Annotated in this window: 23 protein-coding genes; 18 read left to right on the top strand and 5 right to left on the bottom strand. The window is 60.5% G+C overall.

The window, feature by feature from the left end:
• Positions 1-12 precede the first annotated feature (12 nt).
• From FFI16_RS20195 to FFI16_RS30545, 9 genes are all read left to right on the top strand, one after another.
• On the top strand, positions 13-1,014 hold the full coding sequence (locus FFI16_RS20195) for a PleD family two-component system response regulator (RefSeq protein WP_138816492.1): 1,002 nt from the start codon (positions 13-15) through the stop codon (positions 1,012-1,014).
• Between the two features lie 234 nt (positions 1,015-1,248).
• Positions 1,249-2,344, top strand: a protein-coding gene (gene prfB, locus FFI16_RS20190) for a peptide chain release factor 2 (RefSeq protein ID WP_096236834.1) whose coding sequence is annotated in 2 segments (ribosomal slippage) — positions 1,249-1,320 and positions 1,322-2,344 — 1,095 coding nt in all. Because the reading frame shifts where the segments join, the coding sequence is not laid out codon by codon here.
• Between the two features lie 63 nt (positions 2,345-2,407).
• Complete coding sequence (gene lysS, locus FFI16_RS20185; protein ID WP_017137101.1) at positions 2,408-3,910, top strand: lysine--tRNA ligase; 1,503 nt, start codon at positions 2,408-2,410, stop codon at positions 3,908-3,910.
• A gap of 96 nt (positions 3,911-4,006) precedes the next feature.
• Positions 4,007-4,723 carry a TetR/AcrR family transcriptional regulator gene (locus FFI16_RS20180; protein WP_138816491.1) on the top strand — a complete coding sequence of 239 codons (717 nt, stop codon included), beginning with the start codon at positions 4,007-4,009 and terminating at the stop codon, positions 4,721-4,723.
• Between the two features lie 38 nt (positions 4,724-4,761).
• Positions 4,762-5,322, top strand: coding sequence for a hypothetical protein (locus FFI16_RS20175; RefSeq protein WP_138816490.1), 561 nt, complete (start codon positions 4,762-4,764; stop codon positions 5,320-5,322).
• Positions 5,323-5,343: 21 nt separating this feature from the next.
• On the top strand, positions 5,344-6,621 hold the full coding sequence (locus tag FFI16_RS20170) for a flavohemoglobin expression-modulating QEGLA motif protein (protein WP_017137104.1): 1,278 nt from the start codon (positions 5,344-5,346) through the stop codon (positions 6,619-6,621).
• Between the two features lie 171 nt (positions 6,622-6,792).
• A complete protein-coding gene (locus FFI16_RS20165; RefSeq protein ID WP_138816489.1) occupies positions 6,793-7,698 on the top strand; it encodes an alpha/beta hydrolase in 906 nt (301 codons plus the stop codon).
• Positions 7,695-8,021: a hypothetical protein gene (locus FFI16_RS20160; protein ID WP_017137106.1), complete on the top strand. Its 327-nt coding sequence runs from the start codon at positions 7,695-7,697 to the stop codon at positions 8,019-8,021. The genes FFI16_RS20165 and FFI16_RS20160 overlap by 4 nt, the downstream gene beginning before the upstream one ends.
• Positions 8,022-8,139: 118 nt before the next feature.
• On the top strand, positions 8,140-8,313 hold the full coding sequence (locus tag FFI16_RS30545) for a hypothetical protein (protein WP_178112695.1): 174 nt from the start codon (positions 8,140-8,142) through the stop codon (positions 8,311-8,313).
• Positions 8,314-8,364: 51 nt separating this feature from the next.
• Here the strand turns inward: FFI16_RS30545 and FFI16_RS20155 are convergent, their stop codons facing one another.
• The 3 genes from FFI16_RS20155 to FFI16_RS20145 form a co-directional block, all read right to left on the bottom strand.
• Positions 8,365-9,150, bottom strand: a complete 786-nt coding sequence (locus FFI16_RS20155; protein WP_138816488.1) for an OmpA family protein — start codon at positions 9,148-9,150, stop codon at positions 8,365-8,367.
• A 55-nt stretch (positions 9,151-9,205) separates the two neighbouring features.
• Positions 9,206-9,631 carry a DUF4398 domain-containing protein gene (locus FFI16_RS20150; protein WP_017137109.1) on the bottom strand — a complete coding sequence of 142 codons (426 nt, stop codon included), beginning with the start codon at positions 9,629-9,631 and terminating at the stop codon, positions 9,206-9,208.
• A gap of 283 nt (positions 9,632-9,914) precedes the next feature.
• On the bottom strand, positions 9,915-10,259 hold the full coding sequence (locus FFI16_RS20145) for a pilin assembly protein (RefSeq protein WP_138816487.1): 345 nt from the start codon (positions 10,257-10,259) through the stop codon (positions 9,915-9,917).
• Positions 10,260-10,443: 184 nt separating this feature from the next.
• On the opposite strand from FFI16_RS20145, the gene ppc reads away from it, so the two are divergent.
• From ppc to FFI16_RS20115, 6 genes are all read left to right on the top strand, one after another.
• Positions 10,444-13,071, top strand: a complete 2,628-nt coding sequence (gene ppc / locus FFI16_RS20140; protein WP_138816486.1) for a phosphoenolpyruvate carboxylase — start codon at positions 10,444-10,446, stop codon at positions 13,069-13,071.
• A gap of 279 nt (positions 13,072-13,350) precedes the next feature.
• Positions 13,351-13,998 carry an adenylate kinase gene (gene adk, locus FFI16_RS20135; protein WP_065928951.1) on the top strand — a complete coding sequence of 216 codons (648 nt, stop codon included), beginning with the start codon at positions 13,351-13,353 and terminating at the stop codon, positions 13,996-13,998.
• A gap of 90 nt (positions 13,999-14,088) precedes the next feature.
• On the top strand, positions 14,089-14,775 hold the full coding sequence (tsaB, locus tag FFI16_RS20130) for a tRNA (adenosine(37)-N6)-threonylcarbamoyltransferase complex dimerization subunit type 1 TsaB (RefSeq protein WP_138816485.1): 687 nt from the start codon (positions 14,089-14,091) through the stop codon (positions 14,773-14,775).
• Between the two features lie 160 nt (positions 14,776-14,935).
• Entirely contained in the window at positions 14,936-15,238 is a 303-nt protein-coding gene (locus FFI16_RS20125; protein WP_138816484.1) for a hypothetical protein, read from the top strand.
• Positions 15,238-16,098 carry a DUF72 domain-containing protein gene (locus tag FFI16_RS20120; RefSeq protein WP_138816483.1) on the top strand — a complete coding sequence of 287 codons (861 nt, stop codon included), beginning with the start codon at positions 15,238-15,240 and terminating at the stop codon, positions 16,096-16,098. Before FFI16_RS20125 ends, FFI16_RS20120 begins: the two co-directional genes overlap by 1 nt.
• A 27-nt stretch (positions 16,099-16,125) precedes the next feature.
• A complete protein-coding gene (locus FFI16_RS20115; RefSeq protein WP_138816482.1) occupies positions 16,126-16,953 on the top strand; it encodes an oxaloacetate decarboxylase in 828 nt (275 codons plus the stop codon).
• A 1-nt stretch (position 16,954) separates the two neighbouring features.
• Here FFI16_RS20115 and FFI16_RS20110 read toward each other — a convergent pair whose 3' ends face one another.
• Positions 16,955-17,575 (bottom strand): energy transducer TonB, encoded by a 621-nt coding sequence (locus FFI16_RS20110; protein WP_138816481.1) that lies wholly within the window; start codon positions 17,573-17,575, stop codon positions 16,955-16,957.
• A gap of 96 nt (positions 17,576-17,671) precedes the next feature.
• Here FFI16_RS20110 and FFI16_RS20105 point away from each other — a divergent pair, with 96 nt between their 5' ends.
• Positions 17,672-18,454: a class I SAM-dependent methyltransferase gene (locus tag FFI16_RS20105; RefSeq protein ID WP_138816480.1), complete on the top strand. Its 783-nt coding sequence runs from the start codon at positions 17,672-17,674 to the stop codon at positions 18,452-18,454.
• A gap of 122 nt (positions 18,455-18,576) precedes the next feature.
• On the opposite strand, the gene FFI16_RS20100 is transcribed toward FFI16_RS20105, so the two are convergent.
• Positions 18,577-19,212: a TetR/AcrR family transcriptional regulator gene (locus FFI16_RS20100; protein ID WP_138816479.1), complete on the bottom strand. Its 636-nt coding sequence runs from the start codon at positions 19,210-19,212 to the stop codon at positions 18,577-18,579.
• Between the two features lie 93 nt (positions 19,213-19,305).
• Here FFI16_RS20100 and FFI16_RS20095 point away from each other — a divergent pair, with 93 nt between their 5' ends.
• Both FFI16_RS20095 and FFI16_RS20090 read left to right on the top strand, forming a co-directional pair.
• Positions 19,306-20,406, top strand: a complete 1,101-nt coding sequence (locus tag FFI16_RS20095; RefSeq protein ID WP_138816478.1) for an efflux RND transporter periplasmic adaptor subunit — start codon at positions 19,306-19,308, stop codon at positions 20,404-20,406.
• Positions 20,407-20,412: 6 nt separating this feature from the next.
• Positions 20,413-23,478: an efflux RND transporter permease subunit gene (locus FFI16_RS20090; RefSeq protein WP_138816477.1), complete on the top strand. Its 3,066-nt coding sequence runs from the start codon at positions 20,413-20,415 to the stop codon at positions 23,476-23,478.
• Positions 23,479-23,548: the final 70 nt, after the last annotated feature.

Below are 23,548 nucleotides of genomic sequence, written 5' to 3'. Positions count from 1 at the left end.
AGGTGACTGCACATGAATGATTTACAGATCGACGACATCAAGACCGACGAAAACGCTGCCATGGTGTTGCTGGTCGACGACCAGGCCATGATCGGCGAAGCCGTGCGACGTGGCCTGGCCCACGAAGAAAACATCGACTTTCACTTTTGCGCCGACCCGCATCAGGCGATTGCCCAGGCGATCCGCATCAAGCCGACGGTGATCCTGCAAGACCTGGTGATGCCCGGCCTTGATGGCCTGACACTGGTGCGCGAATACCGCAACCACCCGGCCACGGCGAATATCCCGATCATCGTGCTTTCCACCAAGGAAGACCCGCTGATCAAGAGCGCGGCGTTTTCGGCCGGGGCCAATGATTACCTGGTCAAGCTGCCGGATAACATCGAGCTGGTGGCACGCATTCGTTATCACTCGCGCTCGTATATGACGCTGTTGCAGCGTGATGCGGCGTACCGCGCGCTGCGCGTGAGCCAGCAGCAGTTGCTGGACACCAATTTGGTGCTGCAACGGTTGATGAACTCCGATGGCCTCACCGGGCTGTCCAACCGCCGCCACTTTGACGAATACCTGGAACTGGAATGGCGCCGTGCCATGCGTGACCAGACCCAGCTGTCGTTGTTGATGATCGACGTGGACTTCTTCAAGACCTACAACGACAGCTTTGGCCACGTGGAAGGTGATGAAGCTCTGCGCAAAGTCGCCGCGAGCATCCGTGATGCCAGCAGCCGACCTTCGGACTTGCCGGCGCGGTACGGCGGTGAAGAGTTTGCGTTGGTGCTGCCGAACACCTCGCCAGGCGGTGCGCGCCTGGTGGCCGAGAAACTGCGCATGGCCGTTGCCGGGCTGAAGATCCCGCACATTGCCCCGGCAGAAGGGTCGAGCCTGACTATCAGTATTGGCCTTTCGACCATGACGCCGGTGCAGGGCACGGATTGCCGGCAGCTGATCATGGCGGCGGACAAGGGGCTGTATACGGCCAAGCATAATGGGCGTAATCAGGTCGGTATCGAGTAGGCAGAACACCGCCGAACCCTTGTGGGAGCTGGCTTGCCTGCGATAGCGGCCTGTCAGTTACCACATCCGTACTTGATACACCGCTATCGCAGGCAAGCCAGCCCCCACATTTGATCTCGATCATTCTGGAGATCATCAACAACCCCCGCCTTTTCGCCAAGCGGGCTGCCGTTAGCCCCGGTTTGTCGTTATACTCGTCGGCTTTCAAAAGTTCGCCAACGAGTGCTGCCCGCCATGGAAATCAACCCGATCCTTAACACCATCAAGGACCTGTCCGAGCGCTCCGAAACTATTAGGGGGTATCTTTGACTACGATCAAAAGCATGAGCGTCTGACCGAAGTCAATCGCGAGCTTGAAGATCCGGCTGTCTGGAACAAACCTGAATACGCCCAAGAGCTGGGCCGCGAGCGTGCTGCGCTGGCGCAGATCGTCGACACCCTCGACGAACTGAACACCGGTCTGGGCGATTGCCGCGACCTGCTGGACATGGCCGTTGAAGAAAACGACGAAGGCGCAGTGGGCGATGTCGTCGCCGAGCTGGCCCGTCTCGAGGAAAACCTCGCCAAGCTTGAATTCCGCCGCATGTTCAGCCACGAAATGGACCCGAACAACGCCTACCTGGACATCCAGGCCGGTTCTGGTGGCACCGAGGCCCAGGATTGGGCCAACATCCTGCTGCGCATGTACCTGCGCTGGGCGGATAAACGCGGTTTCGACGCCACCATCATGGAACTGTCGGCCGGTGAAGTCGCTGGCATCAAGGGCGCGACCGTACACATCAAGGGCGAATACGCCTTTGGCTGGTTGCGCACCGAGATCGGCGTACACCGCCTGGTGCGCAAGAGCCCGTTTGACTCCGGCAACCGTCGCCACACCTCGTTCTCCGCGGTTTTCGTCTCGCCAGAGATCGACGACAAGGTGGAAATCGAGATCAACCCGGCCGACCTGCGCATCGACACTTACCGCTCCTCCGGTGCCGGTGGCCAGCACGTAAACACCACCGACTCGGCCGTACGTATTACCCACGTACCGACCAACACCGTGGTCAGCTGCCAGAACGAACGTTCCCAGCACGCCAACAAGGACACCGCCATGAAAATGCTGCGGGCCAAGTTGTACGAGCAGGAAATGCAGAAGCGCAACGCGGCGTCCCAGGCGCTGGAAGACACCAAGTCGGATATCGGCTGGGGCCACCAGATCCGTTCGTATGTGCTGGATGCGTCGCGGATCAAGGATCTGCGCACTAACATCGAACGCAGCGACTGCGACAAGGTGCTCGACGGCGATATCGACGAATACCTGGAAGCCAGCCTGAAATCCGGCCTGTAAAAAGATTGTAGGCGATCCCCGGCCTACGCCGGGGACAACGAACCTGATGGAAAATTTAAAGACATGAGCGACCAACAACTCGACCCGCAAGCCCTGCAACAGGAAGAAAACTCCCTGATCGCCCTGCGCAAGGAAAAGCTTGCTGCCGAGCGCGCCAAGGGCAATGCCTTCCCGAACGACTTCCGCCGTGACAACTACTGCGATGCCTTGCAGAAACAGTACGCGGACAAGACCAAGGAAGAGCTGGCAGAGGCTGCAATCCCGGTCAAGGTAGCGGGTCGCATCATGCTCAACCGTGGCTCGTTCATGGTGATCCAGGACATGACCGGTCGCATTCAGGTGTACGTCAACCGTAAAACCCTGCCTGAAGAAACCCTGGCCTCGGTGAAAACCTGGGACATGGGCGACATCATTGCAGCCGAAGGCACCCTGGCGCGTTCCGGCAAGGGCGACCTGTACGTTGAAATGACCAGCGTGCGCCTGCTGACCAAGTCGCTGCGCCCGCTGCCGGACAAGCACCACGGCCTGACCGACACCGAGCAACGCTATCGCCAGCGCTACGTTGACCTGATCGTCAACGAAGACGTGCGCCAGACCTTCCGTGTGCGTTCGCAAGTGATTGCGCACATCCGCAGCTTCCTGATGGCGCGTGACTTCCTCGAAGTGGAAACGCCGATGCTGCAAACCATCCCTGGTGGTGCCGCAGCCAAGCCGTTCGAAACCCACCACAACGCGCTGGACCTGGAAATGTTCCTGCGTATCGCGCCGGAGCTGTACCTAAAGCGTCTGGTGGTTGGCGGCTTCGAGAAGGTGTTCGAGATCAACCGCAACTTCCGTAACGAAGGTGTCTCGACCCGTCACAACCCGGAATTCACCATGTTGGAGTTCTACCAGGCTTACGCCGACTACGAAGACAACATGGACCTCACCGAAGAACTGTTCCGCGAATTGGCGCAGTTGGTGCTGGGCAGCACCGACGTGCCTTACGGCGACAAGGTGTTCCACTTCGGCGAGCCGTTCGTGCGTCTGTCGGTGTTCGACTCGATCCTCAAGTACAACCCTGAGTTGACCGCTGACGACCTGACCGACATCGACAAGGCCCGCGCCATCGCCAAGAAAGCTGGCGCCAAGGTGCTGGGCTTCGAAGGCCTGGGCAAATTGCAGGTGATGATTTTCGAAGAACTGGTGGAGCACAAGCTGGAACAGCCGCACTTCATTACCCAGTACCCGTTCGAAGTGTCGCCGCTGGCCCGTCGCAACGATGACAACCCGAACGTCACCGACCGTTTCGAGCTGTTCATCGGCGGCCGCGAAATCGCCAACGCCTACTCCGAGCTTAACGACGCAGAAGACCAGGCCGAGCGCTTCATGGCCCAGGTGGCCGACAAGGACGCTGGCGACGACGAGGCGATGCACTACGACGCCGACTTTGTTCGCGCCCTGGAATACGGCATGCCGCCAACCGCCGGTGAAGGTATCGGCATCGACCGGTTGGTGATGTTGTTGACCAACTCGCCGTCGATCCGCGATGTGATCTTGTTCCCGCACATGCGGCCACAAGCGTAACCGTAGCGAAATCCGAAGCCGCCTTTTATAAGGCGGCTTTTTTGTGTGGCGATTTCAGCCGTCAACAGAACGGCGCCCTTTAAAGGAAGATCTGTCGTGAACCGCGTAATGGCTCAAGAAGGCGCCGCCGGCATTGCTGCTGCCGTGGCTGAAAGTGTCCAGTACCAGGGCCGCAAGGCCAGCCGCCGAGGCAGCGAGCAACGCCGGCAAGACATTCTCGATGCGGCCATGCGCATCGTCGTGCGTGATGGTGTACGTGGTGTGCGCCATCGCGCGGTGGCAGCAGAAGCCGGTGTGCCGTTGTCGGCCACCACCTATTACTTCAAGGACATCGATGACCTGCTCACCGATACCTTCGCCCAATACGTGGAGCGCAGCGCTGCCTTCATGGGCAAGCTGTGGGTGCGTAACGAAGGCCTGTTGCGCGAGATGGTCGCCTATGGCGATGGCAGCCCGCAGTCACGCTCACAACTGGCCGATGACATTGCGCGGCTGACCGCCGACTATGTGATGCGCCAACTGACCAACCGCCGCGAACACTTGATGGCCGAACAGGCCTTTCGCCAGGAAGCCTTGCTCAACCCGCGCCTGGCTGAGCTGGTGCGCTCGCACCAGCAGATTCTGTTGCAGGGCACCGGGCAGTTTTTCCAGGTATTGGGCTCCCGCGAGCCGCAACAGGATGCCAGAGTGTTGACGGCGATAATCGGTCGGATGGAATATCAGGGCCTGCTTGGCGGCCCTGAGCCTCTGACGGGTGACGAGATGCTTGAGATTCTCAAGCGTTACATGCATTTGGTGCTGGCCTCGGTCTAGCCCATCCCCTGTGCGATCCACTTTATGTGGGGTATTCGATGAAAGCCTGGCGTGTCATAGCAATCGCCTTGTCGTTCCTGCTGCTCAGCGGTTGCCTGGTCACCTTCAAGGACCCGCTGCCGGCCCGTGAAGCCGCGCCTGACGCCTTGCTCGGCCGCTGGTCAAGTAAAAACGCCTGGGGCGAGCCGCTGAATCTGCAGATCACCCGAGTCGATCAGCAGCATTACAAGGCGGTGAGCTACCCTAAAGCCAAACCGGGCCAGCGCGATGAGTACCGGTTTACGGTGTCGCGCCATGGCAACCGCTGGTACCTGTCGGCGCCGTTGCCGGCGGCATTCGGTGGCAATTACTTCCTGGCCGGGTTCGACTTTGAAGGCGAGGGCGACAAACAGCGTGAATTGGTGGTCTACAACCTCGACCTTGAGCAGATCCATCAAGCCATAGGCCAGAACGCCCTGCGCGGCAGCACGGTGGAAACCGTCGAAGGTGCCGGTGTGCGGGTCGACAGCCCCATGGACCAGGTGTTTGCCTACCTGGATGACCCGGCCAATGCCGATGTGTTCGTTGAAGCCGTGCGCTACCAGCGCGCGGGCAAATAACGTTTAAAGAGGAAGCACCGGGTGGACGATTACCAGCAGACGATACGCACCTTGTCCGATCGCATTGTGCTGGCGCAAACACCGATTCGCGTCCTCGACGCCGTGAAGTGGGACGAGAATATTCGCCAGGGCTTTCTCAAGGCCAAGGGCAAGGCCATGCCGGCCGTGGACCGCGATTACTACCTGGGGCGGCCGCTGTCATTCGACTCCAGCGCGGTGAAGCTGGAGTTCCAGAACATCGAGCGCGACATCACCCGACGTCTCGGCCAGTTCAGCCCGGTGGGGCAAATCATGCGTCGCATGTGCCGCGAGTACCGCATGGTGGTGCGCATGCTCGAAGCGCGTGGCACCGAGGATTTCGGCCTGATTTCCCAGGAGCTCTATGGCGCCGCCTCGGACGCGTTTCACGCCGGTGACCCGACGCTGGCCGACCTGGGCCTGATGATGTCCGACTACCTGAACCAGATCGACGGCCGTGGCGACCTCAAGGACGAAGCCAAGACGCTCACGGCCAAGCATGCGGTGGCCTTGCTGCAAACCCGCTTGAACAAGGTGTTCGGTGAGGCCGAAGAGACCATCCGCGTGTTCGAGTCCGACGGTATCGTCGCCGATGCGGCGGCCGGCGCCGACTACATCAAGATCCGCGCCGACGCAATGTTCAACGAGCGTGATGTGCGCGCGCTGGAAGTGCACGAAGGCCTGGTGCACGTCGGCACCACGCTCAATGGCCAGAACCAGCCGATCTGCACGTTCCTGTCCAAAGGGCCGCCCTCGTCAACGGTGACCCAGGAAGGCCTGGCGATTCTGATGGAGATCATCACCTTTGCCTCGTACCCCAGCCGCCTGCGCAAACTGACCAACCGCACCCGCGCCATCCATATGGTCGAGGAGGGCGCCGACTTCCTGCAGGTGTTCGAGTTCTTCCGCGAGCAAGGCTTTGAGATGGCCGAAAGCTACGGCAACGCCAGCCGGGTGTTCCGCGGTTCGACGCCGACGGGGCTGCCGTTTACCAAGGATCTGTCCTACCTCAAGGGCTTTATCATGGTCTACAACTACATCCAGCTGGCGGTGCGCAAAGGCAAGCTGGAACAAGTGCCGCTGCTGTTCTGCGGCAAGACCACCCTGGAAGACATGCGCACCTTGCGCCAACTGGTCGACGAAGGCCTGGTGGTGCCACCCAAGTACCTGCCCGAGCAGTTTCGCGACATGAACGCGCTGGCGGCGTGGATGTGCTTCTCCAACTTTCTCAACCACCTGAGCCTGGACCGGATCGAGGCGGATTACTCCAACATCCTTTAGGTGATACACCTGAAGAAACCGAATCAAAAATGTGGGAGCGGGCTTGCTCGCGAAAGCGGTACATCAGCCACACATGTATCGACTGATACGCCGCCTTCGCGAGCAAGCCCGCTCCCACATTTGGATTTCCACAAGGCTGCAGATTGCCGCCAAATCGCGAGGCTTCAACGGATGAGAATCCTCGGCATTCTTTGCCTGCTACTCACTTTAAACGGCTGCAGCTCACTGCTGTTCTATCCCGAACCCGGCCTGCCGTTCACGCCGGAAAAAGCCCACCTGCAATACCGCGACGTCACCCTGACCACCGCCGACGGTGTAAAGCTGCATGCCTGGTGGTTGCCGGCCAAACCCGGTGTACCGCTCAAAGGTACGGTGCTGCACCTGCACGGCAATGGCGGCAACCTGGCCTGGCACCTGGGCGGCAGTTGGTGGTTACCGGAGCAGGGCTATCAAGTGCTGCTGCTGGACTATCGCGGTTATGGCCTGTCTGAAGGCAAGCCGTCTTTGCCGGCGGTGTATCAGGACATCGATGCGGCATTCGGCTGGGTCGACAAGGCCCCTGAAACCCAGGGCCAGCCGCTGATCGTGTTGGGCCAGAGCCTGGGCGGTGCGCTGGCGGTGCATTACTTGGCGGCACACCCGCAGCGTCAAGCCCAGCTCAAGGCCCTGGTCCTGGACGGTGTGCCTGCCAGTTATCGTGACGTAGGACAATTCGCCCTCAGCACGTCCTGGTTAACATGGCCGTTTCAGGTGCCGCTGTCGTGGTTGGTGCCCGACGCCGACAGTGCGATCAATGCCATGCCCCAGCTCACCGGCGTGCCCAAGCTGCTGTTCCACAGCCTGGATGACCCGATTGTGCCGGTGGCCAACGGTATTCGCCTGTACCAGGCTGCGCCGCCACCGAGGGTGTTGCAGTTGACCCGTGGCGGCCATGTGCAGACCTTTGCCGACAAGACCTGGCAAACCGTGATGCTGCGCTATCTGGACGACCCGCAGCACTTCAACGGCCTGCGCCGCCTGGGCGAGATCCCGAATTACCCTATTCCTAAAGTTGATTCATCAGAGAGCCCGCAATGAGCGAAGAACGCAACATGATCCCGCTGATCCTCACCGGCATCGGCACCATCATCGGCACCGTCGGCTGCCTGTGGTTCTACGGCTACCTGCACTTTGCCAAGCCGGAAGACGCCTTGTTGCTCAGCGACTTCACAATGCTCAAGACCGTGCCGGGCGAGGACTACAAGGTCTCGCTGACCCCGGCTGCGCAGGTGGCGCAATGCATTGATGGCGTGTTGGTGATGTTTGATACCGAACAGAAAGGCTTGAGTGGCGTGCTGGTGAACAACAAGAAACAAGCCGTGCGTTGCATGGGCCAGGAAACGCCGCAACTTCAGGAGTAAAGCGTTTCGATGCAGCGATACTGAAATATCTGGAACCGTATTCCGTAAGACGCCACTTAAGGGCTTGTCAGCGTTGCTGATGGATAACTTATGAATGGCCAGTCCAGGGAGAGTCACGGTGAATATTGGTGCGATAGACAGGATGTTGGATATGGCCCGGGCGCAGCAAAGTCTGGATGAGTTCAGCGAGTGGGACGCCGAGCTTTCTCAAAAGGAGCAGGAAGAAACCAGGCGGCGCACGGAGTTCGAGCTCGCGGGCAGCGACGACAGCAATCGTCAGATCCAATTCTGAAGCAAAAAAAACCACCGTTTCCGGTGGTTTTTTTCATCCTGCGTCAATCAATCAGTTAGCAACGGAAGAACGTGGCTTGACTGGCTGGTTGTCGTTGGAGATGGTCACTTCAACGCGGCGGTTCATGGCACGGCCCGACACGCTGCCGTTGTCGGCAACCGGGTATTCCTTGCCGTAACCCTGGGTCACGATGCGCGAGATATCCACGCCTTGTTGAGCCAATGCGCGTTGTACCGAAGCCGCACGACGCTCGGACAGGCTCTGGTTGTACGAGTCGGAACCGGTGCTGTCGGTGTAGCCTTCGACGATCACTTTACGGTCCGGGTTGTCGCGCAGGAACTGCGCCAGCTTGGTGATGTTCACCAGGCCGCTGGATTTCAGGTCGGACTTGTTGGTGGCGAACAGTACGTCACCGAAGGTCACCAGGGTGCCGCGATCGGTCTGCTTGGCGTTCAAGCTGTCTTGCAGTTGCTTGATCTGTGCATCACGGGCTTGCAGCAGCGCCTTGGCACGTTCGTCACCGGCGTTTTTCAGCTTGGCTTCGGACTCACGCAGCGAGATGGTGTCTTTGGCCACTTCAACGCGCTGGTTGGTCAGGTAAGCCAACTGGTCGACTTTCTTCTCGTCTTCCTTGTCGCGGTAGGCTTTGTCAGCCTTGTCCAGCCAGTCGCTGGCGTCCTTGGTTTCCAGCGCCGCAATCTTGGTGGCTTGCGGGTTGGCTTGCAGGGCCGAGAAGTTGGTCCGTGCGTTTTCCAGGTTCTGGTTCGGCGGGGTGGAGCAGGCCGCCAGAGCAACGCTCATCGCCAGCAGGGCAGGGATCATCAATTGTTTACGCATAGTCGTGTCGTCCTTTCAATTCGATATCGGGTGCAATGCAATCAGTGGCGGCGGCTTATTGCTGTTTGATAACAGCCGGGCGCATGCCTTCCTGACGCAGCTCCTGAACAGCTTTCTGGGAATCCTTCACAGCCTGGTCAGCCTTGGCAGCCTGGGCCTTGCGCTCTGCGACACGGGCATCCCACTCGGCTTGTTCAGCCAGCTGGCGCGCTTTGTCGTAGTTCTTGTCATGCATGGCCAGTTCAGCCGCTTTGAGCTTGTCCTGGGCCGACTTCATTTCTACTGCTGCGTACTCGGTGCCGCCGGCGCTGACCGCGCTGTTTACGGCAGACTGGGTCACGGCGTATTGCTCGGTCGGCGGGTTGCCGGCGCAGCCCGCCAGAACGAAGCTGGTGCCGATTGCCAGCGCGGCCAATTTCAGCCCGCGCAGATGGTTAAACGAGGATTTGGCAGTGCTGGTCTTCATCGTCTTCAACTCCATTGGATAACTCCTGAAAAAATCAAAATCCACTTCATTGGTTGGCGGTTGCGAGCCCGGCGGTAAAGCACCAAATGCCCTTTCAAACGGCCGTTCCAAGTGATGGCTTACTGGCTGTGACCGGAGGCTTTTTTCAAAAGTTCAGCGAAGATGGCGATTTGCCTAAAAAAATATCTGACTGTTTGGTCAGCGTTTAAAAGTTTGAACTTTTGCGTTGCACAGAGGTACGCCGAGCCCTTGTGAGGCCCGGAATACCGGGGGTTTAACGGGGTTGATCGAGTGTTTTTCAGTGCTGCTGTTTGTCGGAGGTGGCTGACAAATCATGCAGATAGCGGCGTGACAAAGTCAGAAAGCGCGGTGTAGGGCCGACGTCTTCATACAGTGGGTCACCCTCTTCATCGGTGGCGATCACATGCTGGCCCTTGATGTAGGGGAAGCTCGCTTCCAGCTCTTCAAGGGCCGCGCCGATCAGCTCGCCGAGCAATTCTTCGGTGCTGCGTTTGGGGTACATCTCGGCGATAGCGGCCAGGCGCGCAGCGGACTCGACGTCCAAATGGATAGCGTATTCGGTTTTGGTCAGGCGACCCTTGGCGTTCTCTTCCCAATGCTGGGCCAGTTCTCGAATTTTCATGGCAACCTCAATAAGCCCGCGATGGCAGGCGGTGATGGGTGTCCAGTCGCCTGCGTGGGTAACGCGGCGACTCACTGTTGAGACTAGCTGCAAGTCGCAAGGTTTAAAGTGTCTTGTCAGAAACTGACGCGGGCGGCACTCTGGAAGGCCTGCGCGTCCCGGATTTCTGGCTGGAGATTGGCTGATGAGTGATATCGATGCACGCTTGCGTGAGGATGTTCACCTGCTGGGTGAACTGCTGGGCAACACCATTCGAGAGCAATACGGCGATGCTTTTCTCGACAAGATCGAGCAGATCCGTAAAGGCGCCAAGGCTGACAGGCGAGGTGCTGGCGATGAGCTGAGCACCAGCCTCAATCAGCTAGAAGAAGACCAACTGCTGCCCGTGGCACGGGCGTTCAACCAGTTCCTCAACCTGGCCAATATCGCCGAGCAGTATCAGCTGATCCATCGCCGCGATGAATCGCAACCGGCGCCGTTCGAATCCCGTGTGTTGCCGGAATTGCTGGCGCGCCTGCAAAGTGAAGGTCACAGCAATGAATCCCTGGCCCGCCAGCTGGCACGCCTGGAGATTGAGCTGGTGCTCACCGCCCACCCGACCGAAGTGGCGCGTCGCACGCTGATCCAGAAATACGATGCGATCGCCGCACAACTGGCGTTGCAGGATCACCGCGACCTCACCAGCGCCGAGCGCGAGCAGATTCGCGAGCGCTTGCAGCGGCTGATCGCCGAAGCCTGGCACACCGAAGAGATCCGGCGCATCCGGCCCACGCCGGTAGACGAAGCCAAGTGGGGCTTTGCGGTGATCGAGCATTCTCTGTGGCATGCCATTCCCAATTATTTGCGCAAGGCCGACCAGGCCTTGCACGCCGCCACCGGCCTGCGCCTGCCACTTGAGGCGGCGCCGATTCGCTTTGCTTCGTGGATGGGCGGCGACCGTGACGGCAACCCGAATGTCACCGCACCGGTCACCCGCGAAGTGTTGCTGCTGGCGCGCTGGATGGCGGCGGACTTGTATCTGCGCGATGTCGATCACCTGGCCTCCGAGCTGTCGATGCAGCAGGCCAGCCCTGCGTTGCAGGCCAAGGTCGGTGATAGCGTCGAACCTTACCGTGCCTTGCTCAAGCAACTGCGCGAACGCCTGCGCGCCACGCGTCAATGGGCGCATACCTCGCTCACGGCCAGCACGCCGGCGCCGGCCGAGGTGCTGCAAAACAACCGCGACCTGCTCGACCCGCTGGAGCTGTGCTATCAGTCGCTGCATGAATGCGGCATGGGCGTGATCGCCGATGGCCCGTTGCTCGATTGCCTGCGCCGCGCCGTGACCTTTGGCCTGTTCCTGGTGCGCCTGGACGTACGTCAGGATTCCAGCCGGCACTCGGCGGCCATGACCGAAATCACCGATTACCTGGGCCTGGGCCGTTATGAAGACTGGGACGAAGAAGCGCGCATCAGCTTCTTGAGCAAAGAGCTGACCAATCGGCGGCCGCTGCTGCCGGGTTATTTCAAACCGTCGGCAGACACTGCAGAGGTGTTGAACACCTGCAAGGAAATCGCCGCCGCGCCGGCAGCGTCACTCGGTTCGTATGTGATCTCCATGGCGGGTGCTGCCTCGGACGTGCTGGCCGTGCAACTGTTGCTTAAAGAAGCGGGCGTGCAACGGCCGATGCGCGTGGTGCCGCTGTTTGAAACCCTGGCCGACCTGGATAACGCCGGGCCGGTGATGGAGCGCCTGTTGCAATTGCCGGGTTATCGCGCGCGCCTGCAAGGCCCGCAGGAAGTGATGATCGGCTATTCGGACTCGGCCAAGGACGCCGGCACCACGGCCGCAGCCTGGGCACAGTACCGGGCCCAGGAACGGCTGGTGGATATCTGCCGTGAACAACAGGTGGAGTTGCTGTTGTTCCACGGTCGCGGCGGCACCGTTGGCCGTGGCGGCGGCCCGGCGCATGCGGCGATCCTGTCGCAGCCGCCAGGCTCGGTGGCGGGGCGTTTCCGTACGACCGAACAAGGCGAGATGATCCGCTTCAAGTTCGGCCTGCCGGACATTGCCGAGCAGAACCTCAACCTTTATCTGGCTGCCGTGCTGGAAGCCACGTTGCTGCCACCGCCGCCACCTGAGCCGGCCTGGCGTCATCTAATGGACGAATTGGCGGCAGACGGTGTCAGTGCTTACCGTGCCGTGGTGCGGGAAAATCCGCAGTTCGTCGAATACTTCCGCCAGTCCACACCCGAGCAGGAGCTGGGCCGCTTGCCATTGGGCAGTCGCCCGGCCAAGCGTCGTGCGGGCGGTATCGAGAGCCTGCGCGCAATACCGTGGATCTTTGGCTGGACCCAAACCCGCCTGATGCTGCCCGCCTGGCTAGGCTGGGAAGCGGCATTAAGCAAGGCACTGGAGCGCGGTGAAGGCGAGTTGCTGGGGCAGATGCGCGAGCAATGGCCGTTCTTCCGCACCCGCATCGATATGCTCGAGATGGTGCTGGCCAAGGCCGATGCCGACATCGCGCGGCTGTATGACGAGCGTTTGGTGCAGCCGGACCTGCTGCCATTGGGTGCGCACTTACGCGACCTATTGTCGCAGGCATGCAGCGTGGTGCTTGGCCTGACCGGCCAGTCGCAACTGCTGGCCCATAGCCCCGACACGCTTGAGTTCATTCGCTTGCGCAACACGTACCTCGACCCTCTGCACCTGTTGCAGGCCGAGTTGCTGGCACGTTCGCGTCAACAGGAGGCGGCGCAGGACAGCCCTCTGGAACAGGCGCTGCTGGTGTCTGTGGCCGGTATTGCCGCCGGTTTGCGCAACACCGGCTAAGGTTTTCTGCGTGTTCTCAATGGCTTGCAGATAAACAACGACGGCCGCCCGGAAACGGGCGGTCGGCGTTTATGAGGCGGGGTTGCACTCAGGCACACCCTACCTATGACTGCATGCCGGGCGCGGTTCTTGCGACTTTTGGCGGCTTGTATGGATAGAGCCCGCTGTGTATCTTGATCAGCCTTTGGCCGTTTGATCGGCCAGGACCCACATTTTACGAGATTGGCCCCACGCGGCGAATCCGAGCGTCATCTCTATAAAAAATTGAGGAGCACATCGATGCGCGTCATTCTGCTGGGAGCTCCCGGGGCCGGTAAAGGTACTCAGGCAAAGTTCATCACTGAAAAATTCGGCATTCCACAAATCTCCACCGGCGACATGCTGCGTGCCGCCGTCAAGGCGGGCACCGAGCTGGGCCTGATCGCCAAGAGCGTGATGGACAGCGGCGGCCTGGTTTCCGATGACCTGATCATCAACCTGGTCAAGGAACGCATCAGCCAGGAAGACTGCAAGAACGGTTTCCTGTTCGACGGTTTCCCGCGCACCATTCCCCAGGCGCAAGCCTTGGTGAAAGCCGGCGTTGAGCTGGACGCTGTGGTTGAAATCGCAGTTGAAGACGAAGAAATCGTTCAGCGTATTGCGGGCCGTCGCGTTCACGAAGGCTCGGGCCGCGTGTACCACATCGTCTACAACCCGCCAAAGGTTGAAGGCAAAGACGATGTGACCGGTGAAGACCTGGTACAGCGTAAGGACGACACCGAAGAAACCGTGCGCCATCGCTTGTCGGTCTACCATTCGCAGACCAAGCCGCTGGTGGATTTCTACCAGAAGCTGTCGGCTGCCCAAGGCAAGCCGAAGTACAGCCACATCCCTGGCGTGGGTTCGGTAGAAGCAATCACCGCCAAGGTGTTGCAAGCACTGAGCTGATCCTTTGATCGGCTTTGCGTACAACGGCCCGCTTGCGGGCCGTTGTTGTTTATACTGGCGCACTTTTTTTCGACTTGGACACCTACACCGATGAGCACCCTGCTGGCCCTGGACACCGCGACTGAAGCTTGCTCTGTCGCCTTGCTGCACGATGGCAAGGTCACGAGCCACTACGAGGTGATCCCGCGTCTGCATGCGCAGAAGCTGTTGCCGATGATCAAGCAATTGCTGGAAGACGCCGGCACCACGCTTTCAGCCGTGGATGCGATTGCTTTTGGCCGTGGCCCAGGCGCGTTTACTGGCGTGCGTATCGCAATTGGTGTAGTGCAGGGCCTTGCCTTTGCGCTGGAGCGCCCGGTATTGCCGGTCTCCAACCTTGCGGTGTTGGCCCAGCGCGCATTGCGTGAACACGGCGCTACGCAGGTGGCGGCGGCGATTGATGCGCGCATGGATGAAGTGTATTGGGGCTGCTACCGCGCAACCGCTGGCGAAATGCGTTTAGTCGGCGTGGAAGCCGTACAGCCTCCGCAATCGTCGGTGTTGCCTGCTGACGCCAGCGGCGATTGGTTTGGTGCCGGTACTGGCTGGGGTTATGGCGAACGCATCAATGTGCAACTGGCGGGGCAGGACGCTGCCATGTTGCCCCACGCCGAAGACTTGCTGACCCTGGCACGTTTCGCTTTCGAGCGCGGCGAAGCGATTCCGGCCGACCAGGCTGCACCGGTTTATCTGCGCGATAAAGTTGCGCAAACCAAGGCTGAACGCGGGATTATTTGACGTCAAAAATGCTGGCAATTTGGAGCCAAAATCCCCAATCGTCAGAATTTGCCCCGGTTTGTAAACCTTTTACAAATTATGTGTTCTAGTTATCACCAGAGCATTTGCGCGCTACGGAAAGTGCCGCTAAATTGCCATCATTGATACCGAGTCTGCATGTATGCGTATAGACGGCTTTTCCCCACAGTCCTACCCACTCAAGCGTAAGCCGCGCAAGGCGAACGTCACGGTAGACGAGTCCGTCGAAGATTCGCCGGACTTCATTGAGGTTCAGTCCGAGTCGCAGCCCAGTGCCCAAGGTTCTGGCGCTGCACGCATCAGTGGCCTTCCTGCTCGTCAGCAAGACATGGTCTTCCCCCGTTCCATGAGCAAAAGCGTCGCCACCGCGCTGGCCAGCTACCTGACCACCGCCGGCTTTGTCGAATGGGATATGGAAGTGCTGGGTCTCGACATCCACATCTGATGCGCCTGCCTTACTACATCGGCTGCCCGTCCTGGAGTGAAAATGCCTGGCGCGAGTACCTGTACCCGGCCGATGCCCGTTCCAGCGACTACCTCGCCCTGTATTCCCAAGTCTTCAACGCCGTTGAAGGCAACACCACGTTTTATGCCCGCCCCTCGGCCGCCACGGTACAGCGCTGGGCTGAAATCATGCCTGAGGATTTTCGCTTCACCGCCAAATTCCCCGGCGATATCAGCCACGGCGGCGACCTGCGCGAGCAGTTACCGGCGGCAGAAAGTTTTGTCGGTTTGATGAGCCCGCTGGGTGAGCGGGTTTCACCCCTGTGGCTGCAATTGTCGGCGAGCTTTTCACCGCAACGCCTGGGCGAACTGGCCGGTTTCATTGATGGCCTGGAGCGTCCGCTGGCCGTGGAAGTGCGTCACCCGGAGTTCTTCGCCAAGGGCGATGCCGAGCGCAGGCTCAACCGCCTGTTGCGCGACCGTGGCGTCGAGCGTATTTGCCTTGATCCACGTGCGCTGTTCAGTTGCACTTCAACGTCGGCCGCTGTGCTGCACGCCCAATCGAAAAAACCCAAGGTGCCAACACGGCCGGCGGCGCTGACGCTGTTCCCTCAAGTACGCTTCATCGGCCACCCGGAATTGGAGGCCAATGACCCGTTCCTGATCCCGTGGGTGGAAAAAATTGCTGGCTGGATCGAAGAGGGGCGCACGCCCTATGTGTTCCTGCACACCTCGGATAACCGCCTTGCCGCGCAACTGGCGCTGCGTTTTCACCAACAGTTGATGCTGCGCCTGCCGGGTTTGCCAGCGCTGCCGACCTTGCATCGGGAACCCGCAGCGGAGCAACTGGGGTTACTCTAGGGCTCCTTTTTTCGACAGGAGTCAGCCATGGATGCCCAATCCCTTCGCGCCGAAACCTTCAAGGCCTTGCATGAACGTGACCGCGCGTTTGTGATGCCCAACCCGTGGGACGCCGGCTCCGCCATCATGCTCGCCAGCCTGGGTTTCGAAGCGTTGGCCACGACCAGTGCGGGCTATGCGTTCAGCCTCGGGCGGCCGGATGCGGAAGGCGCATTATCCCTTGAAGACACCTTGGCCAATGCGTCCTCGATCGTGCGGGCCACTGCGCTGCCGGTGGCGGCTGACCTGGAGAACGGCTTCAGCGACACCCCCGAAGGCTGCGCCCAGACCATCCTGCGCGCCGCGGCCAGCGGTATTGTGGGTGGCTCTATCGAAGACGCCACAGGCATTGCGGTCGACCCGATCTATCCGTTTGACCTGTCGGTGGAGCGTGTTGAGGCTGCCGTCGCCGCTGCCCGCAGCTTGCCATTTGCCTTCACGCTCACAGCCCGTGCAGAAAACCTCCTGCATGGTCGCCTGGATTTGCCTGACACCATCCGCCGCCTGCAAGCCTACGCCGAAGCCGGTGCGGACGTGCTCTACGCCCCCGCTTTGCGCAGTGCCGAAGAAGTGCTCGCAGTGGTCAAGGCGGTGGCGCCCAAACCTGTGAATGTGTTGATGTCCGGTGGCTTGAACCTGAGCGTGGCGCAGTTGAGCGAGATGGGCGTACGCCGTATCAGCGTCGGCTCGGCCATGGCCCTGGCGGCGTATGGCGAATTCTATCGGGCGGCGCAGGAAGTGTATGAGTTGGGCACTTTTACCTTCACTGAACGCAAGATGCCGTTCAGTCAGGCCAACGGTTTTTTCAAAGACTGAATCAGGCCGCCAGGCGCAGGTTATTGAGGATCAGCGGGCGTGCCCAGTGGTAGTCGAAGTCCAGCGCCTTCTGTTGCGCCACCAGCTCCTCGGCCGGGTAAGGCGTGGCAGGCGGTGGCAGCAGGTCCAGTTCGAACTCGGCAATCGGCAGGTGCAGCGGCCGGGGTTGCGGCGCCGGGCCAGGCTCAGGCGGCGGGTTGCCGGCGTTGAGCACAAGCGGGCGGACCCAGCCACTGTCGAAGTTTTGCTGGCGCTGTTGGGCGATGATTTCTTCTGCCGGGAACGGCTTGGCCGGCGGCGGCAGCAACTCTGTTTCAAATTCGGCGATGGGCAGGAACAGCGGCTCCGGTGGGGCGATCTCGGTGTCTTGTACGTCGCACTCACGCTGGGTGAGGATCTGCGACAACAGGTCGGCGCCTTCGCTGGGTTCTACCGCCGGGTCCTTCGGCGCCGGCGCCTTGGCCGCCAGCGCGCCCGGCGTATCGCCAAGCTGCTCGGCCAGCGCACGGGCGAAGAAGTCCTGCCACACATGGCTCACCCCGGCCAGCGCTTGGGTATTGCGCAGGCCGTAGTGGTTGTGGGTCGGCAGTACACCGATGGTTAGGGGAAGAATGTCTGACATTTTTCTCGGTCGACGCTCAGCTCTGGCAAAATACCTGACTGTTGTTTTTATCGGCCGTTGTTTGCCGATCCTTAATATTTTTGAGCGTAGCGATTGATGAGCGAACAACCAGCGGCCAGCCGCATTCGGGTCGAGGCTTTGGCCGACGGTTTCAAGGCCCGTGCCGAGCACTGGGCCGCGCAGCTTGGCCTGCCTTTGCAGCTGGATGAGGCGGATTTTTGCCTGCAAGTCGGGGAGCACGGCCTGCAATTGCAACAGCTAGGGCCTGACGCGCCGGGGCCGGTACGCGTGGACTTCGTCGAAGGCGGCGCGGCGCATCGGCGGTTATACGGCGGTGGCAGCGGGCAGATGATCGCCAAGGCGGTGGGCGTTGCCCAAGGCGTGCGCCCACGGGTGCTGGACGCCACGGCGGGCCTGGGCAAAGACGCGTTCGTCCTCGCCAGCCTGGGCTGCGAGATGAGCCTGATCGAGCGTCAGCCGTTGATCGGTGCCTTGCTCGAGGACGGCCTGGCCCGTGGTGCGGATGACTTTGAAGTGGCGCCCATTGTGGCGCGCATGCAGTTGCTCAAGGGCAACTCGATCGAGGTGATGCGCAACTGGGAGCGCGAGCCGCCGCAGGTGATCTACCTGGACCCGATGTTCCCGCACCGTGAGAAAACGGCGCTGGTAAAGAAGGAAATGCGCCTGTTTCGCCCATTGGTGGGCGATGATCCGGACGCACCGGCCTTGCTCGCGGCGGCCTTGGCGTTGGCCAGCCACCGCGTGGTGGTCAAGCGCCCGCGCAAGGCGCCGTGTATTGACGGGCCCAAGCCTAGTCATGCGTTGGATGGCAAGTCCAGCCGGTATGACATTTATCCGAAGAAAGCGCTCAAGTCCTGAATCATTGTTGCTCTTTTGGGCCTCATCGCAGGCAAGCCAGCTCCCACCTTTTGATTTGTGAACACAGTCAAAGGTGGGAGCTGGCTTGCCTGCGATAGCGCCCGATCAGGCAACTCAAATCTTCAAGGCCGATACGCCCGCATAAACAACCCCACCACCTCCTGCACATGCGCTTCGGCGGCTTCTTCGCTCAACTGGCCGCCACACCCATACAACAAACAAAAATTCGCCGTGCCCTTGAGCAGGCAAAAGAAGTGCTCGGCCGCCGTAAACGGTTTGTCGATGCTCAAGGCGCCGCTCTGGTCGATACGGCTGAGCAGGCGCTCCATGCCTTGCAGCATGCGCATAGGCCCGGCTTCAAAGAAGATCTGCGAGAGTTTCACGTCCTGGTTGCCGGTGGTCATCATCAAGCGGTGCAGGTTCACCGATTCTTCGCTGTTGATCAGCCGATGGAAGCCGCGTGCGATGTTCAGCAGCACGGTGTGCACCGGCATGCCTGCGGGCAACTCGAAATACATCACCGGCAACTGTTCCTCGCACTTGGCCACGACGGCGGCGGTGAACAAGGTCTCTTTATCGGTGAAGTGGCTGTAGACCGTCAGTTTTGACACGCCGGCCTCAAGGGCCACGGCATCCATGCTGGTGCTGGCGTAGCCATTGCTCAAAAACAGGATTTTGGCTGCTTCGAGGATTGCCTGGCGTTTTGCCATGTCCTTGGGACGCCCGGGGCTATTGGTGTTTACACGATTGTCGGACATTTTCACCTTTAATACTGGACTGGTGAGTTTGGTATTAATAACATACCGGCCAGTATAATTATTCCTAGCTCCATTTGCGAAAGGTCCTTCAGCATGCGCAGCACTTTCCTGCCCCTTGCGTTGCCTGTCAGCCTGGTCTTCCTGTTGGCCGCCTGCGGCCATGAAGAAGCGGCCCAAACTACCGTCCGCCCGGCCATGGTGGTGCAACCGCAGCCGTCAGCACTGGCGATGGACAGTTTTCCGGGTGAAGTACGCGCCCGTTATGAGCCGGACCTGGCCTTTCGAATTGGCGGCAAAGTCAGTAAACGCCTGGTGGAGGAGGGCGAGCGGGTCAAGGCCAACCAGCCATTGGCAGAGCTCGACCCTCAGGACGTGCGCCTGCAACTGGAAGCCACCCGCGCCCAGGTTGCGGCCGCCGAAGCCAACCTGAGCCTGGTGCGCGCCGAACGCGACCGCTACAAGACCCTGATGGACCGTCAGATGGTCAGCCGCTCGCAGTACGACAATTCCGAAAACCTCTACCGATCCGGTGAAGCACGCCTTAAGCAGATCAAGGCTGAGTTCGACGTGTCGAGCAACCAGGCCGGCTACGCCGTGTTGCGTGCGCCTCAAGATGGCGTGGTTGCCAAGCGTGCGGTGGAAGTCGGCCAAGTGGTGTCCGCCGGCCAAACGGTGTTCACCCTGGCCACCGACGGCGAGCGCGAAGTGCTGATCAGCCTGCCCGAGCAAGGTTTTGGCCGCTTCAAGATCGGCCAGCCGGTGTCGGTAGAGTTGTGGAGCCAGCCCGACCAACGTTTCGCCGGGCGCATTCGTGAACTCTCACCGGCTGCCGATCCAAAATCCCGCACCTTCGCCGCACGTGTCGCCTTCACCGGCGGCAAAGTCCCCGCCGAGCTGGGCCAGAGTGCCCGCGTCTTCATCCAGGCCGATGGCGTCGTTCCACTGTCAGTGCCGCTGTCGGCCCTGAGCGCAGAGAACGGTGCGTCCTACGTCTGGCGGGTGCAGCCGGACAACACGCTTAAGCGAACGCCGGTGCGCATCGGTGCCTTTGGTGAAAAAACCGTGCCGGTGCTCGAAGGCTTGGCCCCCACCGATTGGGTGATCGCGGCGGGTGTGCATGTGCTCCATGAGGGCCAGCAAGTGCGCCCGGTGGATCGCTCCAACCGAGTAGTGAATCTGGCGGCCAAGGAGTAGTCCCCGATGGGTTTCAATCTTTCCGAATGGGCGTTGCGTAATCGCCAGATCGTACTGTTCCTGATGATCCTGCTGGCAGTGGTCGGCACCTTGTCCTACACCAAGCTGGGGCAAAGTGAAGACCCGCCGTTTACCTTCAAGGCCATGGTCATCAAGACTAACTGGCCGGGCGCCACGGCCCAGGAAGTCTCGCGCCAGGTCACTGAGCGTATCGAGAAGAAGCTGATGGAGACGGGCGAGTACGAGCGCATTGTCTCGTTCTCGCGGCCCGGTGAGTCCCAGGTCACCTTCATGGCCCGCGACTCGATGCACTCGGCGCAAATCCCGGAGCTGTGGTACCAGGTGCGCAAGAAGATCAGCGACATTCGCCAGACCTTGCCGCCGGATATCCAGGGGCCGTTTTTCAACGATGAATTCGGCACCACCTTCGGCAATATCTACGCCCTGACCGGTGACGGTTTTGACTACGCGGTGCTTAAGGACTACGCCGACCGCATCCAGATTCAACTGCAACGCGTGCCGGATGTGGGCAAGGTCGAGCTGTTGGGCCTGCAGGATGAGAAGATCTGGATCGAGCTGTCCAACCTCAAGCTCGCCACCCTTGGCCTGCCATTGGCTGCGGTGCAGCAGGCACTGCAGGAGCAGAACGCCGTCTCCACCGCCGGTTTCTTTGAAACCCCGACGGAACGCGTGCAACTGCGGGTCTCGGGTAACTTCAAAACGGTCGATGAGATCCGTAACTTCCCGATCCGCGTAGGGGACCGCACCTTCCGCATCGGTGACGTGGCGCAAATCCACCGCGGCTTCAACGACCCACCCGCGCCGCGCATGCGCTACATGGGCGCAGACGCCATTGGCCTGGCCGTGGCGATGCGCGACGGCGGTGACATTCTGGTACTGGGCAAGGCGCTTGAAGGCGAATTCGCACGCCTGCAGAAGAACCTTCCGGCAGGCATGGAACTGCGCAAGGTCTCGGACCAACCGGCGGCGGTTAAAACCAGCGTCGGCGAATTCGTCCAGGTACTGGCTGAAGCCCTGGCCATCGTGCTGCTGGTGAGCTTCTTCTCTCTCGGCGTACGCACCGGCATGGTGGTGGCCCTGGCGATCCCGCTGGTGCTGGCGATGACCTTTGCGACCATGTATTACCTGGGCATCGGCCTGCACAAAATTTCCCTTGGCGCCTTGGTGCTGGCCCTGGGTTTGCTGGTGGACGATGCAATCATCGCCGTGGAAATGATGGCGATCAAAATGGAGCAGGGCTACGACCGGCTCAAGGCCGCGAGTTTTGCCTGGACCAGCACCGCGTTCCCAATGCTCACCGGCACATTGATCACTGCCGCAGGTTTCCTGCCGATTGCCACTGCGCAATCGAGCACCGGCGAATACACCCGTTCGATTTTTCAGGTGGTGACCATTGCCCTGCTGGCCTCGTGGGTCGCGGCGGTGGTGTTTGTGCCGTACCTGGGAGAAAAACTCCTGCCGGACCTGGCGAAGATTCATGCGGCCAAACACGGCACCGATGGGCCGGATCCCTACGGCACGCCGTTCTACCAGCGGGTAAGACGCTTGGTCGAATGGTGTGTGCGTCGGCGCAAAACCGTGATCGTATTGACCTTGTTGTTGTTTATCGGCTCGGTGGCGCTGTTCCGTTTTGTGCCACAGCAGTTCTTCCCGGCCTCCGGTCGCCTGGAGCTGATGGTCGACCTGAAACTGGCTGAAGGTGCCTCGCTGAGCAACACCGCCGATCAGGTCAAGCGCCTGGAAGCCTTGCTCAAGGAACATGCCGGCATCGACAACTACGTGGCCTACGTGGGCACCGGTTCGCCGCGTTTCTACCTGCCGCTGGACCAGCAACTGCCGGCCGCCAGCTTTGCGCAGTTTGTGGTGTTGGCCAAAACCATTGAAGAACGTGAAAGCCTGCGCACCTGGCTGATCGAGACCCTTAACGAACAATTCCCCGACCTGCGTTCACGCGTCACGCGCTTGGAAAACGGCCCGCCCGTGGGCTACCCGGTGCAATTTCGTGTGACCGGCGAGCACATCGAAGAAGTCCGTGCCCTGGCGCGCAAGGTCGCGGCCAAGGTTCGCGAAAATACCCACGTGGTCAACGTGCACCTGGACTGGGAAGAGCCGAGCAAGATCGTCTACTTGAATATCGACCAGGACCGCGCCCGTGCCCTCGGCGTCAGCACCGCCAACCTGTCGAAGTTCCTGCAAAGTTCCTTGACCGGTTCCAGCGTCAGCCAGTACCGCGAGGACAACGAGTTGATCGAAATCCTGCTGCGCGGCACCGTGCATGAACGTTCCGAACTGTCGCTGCTGCCAAGCCTGGCGGTGCCGACCGACAATGGCAAAAGCGTAGCTTTGTCGCAGATTGCGACACTTGAGTATGGCTTCGAAGAAGGCATCATCTGGCACCGCAACCGCCTGCCGACGGTGACCGTGCGTGCCGACATCTACGGCAAGGAACAGCCGGCGACCCTGGTCCAGCAGATCCTGCCGACCCTGGAAGGTGTGCGCGCCGAATTGCCCGACGGTTATCTGCTCGAAGTGGGCGGCACCGTCGAGGATTCGGCCCGTGGCCAGAACTCGGTCAAGGCCGGTGTGCCGCTGTTTATCGTGGTGGTACTGACCTTGCTGATGCTACAACTGCGCAGCTTCTCACGCACGGCGATGGTGTTTCTGACGGCGCCGCTGGGCTTGATAGGTGTGACTCTGTTCCTGCTGGTGTTCCGCCAGCCCTTCGGCTTTGTCGCCATGCTCGGCACCATCGCGCTGTCGGGCATGATCATGCGTAACTCGGTGATCCTGGTGGACCAGATCGAACAAGACATCAAAGCCGGGCTCGCGCCCTGGCAAGCGATCATCGAAGCCACCGTCCGACGCTTCCGCCCGATTGTACTGACGGCGCTTGCGGCGGTACTGGCGATGATTCCGCTGTCGCGCAGCGTGTTCTTCGGGCCGATGGCCGTGGCAATCATGGGTGGGCTGATTGTGGCGACGGCGTTGACGTTATTGTTCTTGCCAGCCCTGTATGCGGCATGGTTTCGCATTAAGAAGGAGGCGCACTAGTTCATAGCGGGAGGCGTGAAGGCGTGTCGATAGTATTGACGGGTGTGGGAACAGCCTGAAATTCGATAAC

The sequence above is a fragment of the Pseudomonas sp. KBS0710 genome, from assembly GCF_005938045.2.
In the GTDB taxonomy this organism is placed as follows: Bacteria; Pseudomonadota; Gammaproteobacteria; order Pseudomonadales; family Pseudomonadaceae; genus Aquipseudomonas.
Note: the sequence above shows the minus strand (reverse complement) of the source record. Positions and strands in the feature narration are given on the sequence as shown.